This window comes from Micromonospora thermarum, from assembly GCF_012034245.1.
GTDB classification, from domain to species: Bacteria; Actinomycetota; Actinomycetes; order Mycobacteriales; family Micromonosporaceae; genus Micromonospora; species Micromonospora thermarum.
Genome location: NZ_JAATEO010000093.1, coordinates 1 through 1031, shown reverse-complemented (window position 1 = coordinate 1031; position 1031 = coordinate 1). Strand labels below are relative to the sequence as shown.

Sequence of the window (1031 nt, the reverse complement as noted above, 5' to 3'; positions counted from 1 at the left end):
ATCGCCGCCGGCCGCAGATCGAACACCTCCGTGACCGCCTTCTCGATCCGCTCCACCGGCACCGTCTCCGTACCGAACGTCTCGATGAACAAACTCACCGGATGCGCCTTACCGATCGCGTACGCCACCTGCGCCTCACACCGCTCCGCCAAACCGGCGGCGACCACATTCTTCGCCACCCACCGCATCGCGTACGCCGCCGACCGGTCCACCTTCGACGGATCCTTACCCGAGAACGCCCCACCACCATGCCGCGCGTACCCGCCGTACGTGTCCACGATGATCTTCCGACCGGTCAACCCCGCATCCCCCATCGGACCACCGATCTCGAACCGGCCCGTCGGATTCACCAACAACCGGTACCCCTCGGTGTCCAACCCCAGCGACTCCACCTCCGGCGTGATCACGTGATCCCGCACATCCGGGGTCAGCAGCGACTCCAGCGAGATGTCCGCCGCGTGCTGGCTGGACACGACGACGGTGTTCAGGCGGACCGGGCGCAGGCCCTCGTACTCGATGGTCACCTGGGTCTTGCCGTCCGGCCGCAGGTAGGGCACCGTGCCGTCCTTGCGGACCTGCGCCAACCGACGCGACAGGCGGTGCGCCAGGGCGATCGGCAGCGGCATCAGCTCGGGGGTCTCCGAGCAGGCGAAGCCGAACATCATCCCCTGGTCACCGGCACCCTGCGCATCCAACGCGCTCTCCGACGCACCCGTCCGCAACTCGAACGCGTTGTCCACACCCTGCGCGATGTCCGCCGACTGAGCGCCGATCGACACACTCACACCACACGACGCGCCGTCGAAACCCTTCTTCGACGAGTCATAACCGATATCCAGGATCGTCCGACGCACGATCGTCGGGATGTCGGCATACGCCTTCGTGGTCACCTCACCCGCGATATGCACCTGACCCGTCGTGATCAACGTCTCGACGGCAACCCGACTACGCGGATCCTCCGCGAGGAGCGCGTCGAGGATCCCGTCACTGATCTGGTCAGCGATCTTGTCCGGGTGGCCTTCCGTGACCGA

General features: G+C 66.2%; 1 protein-coding gene. It reads right to left on the bottom strand.

Annotated elements, in window-relative coordinates; all coding sequences use genetic code 11:
• A partial coding sequence (gene metK, locus HCJ94_RS29335) for a methionine adenosyltransferase (protein WP_168004238.1) occupies nt 1–1031 on the bottom strand: 1031 nt, incomplete at both ends.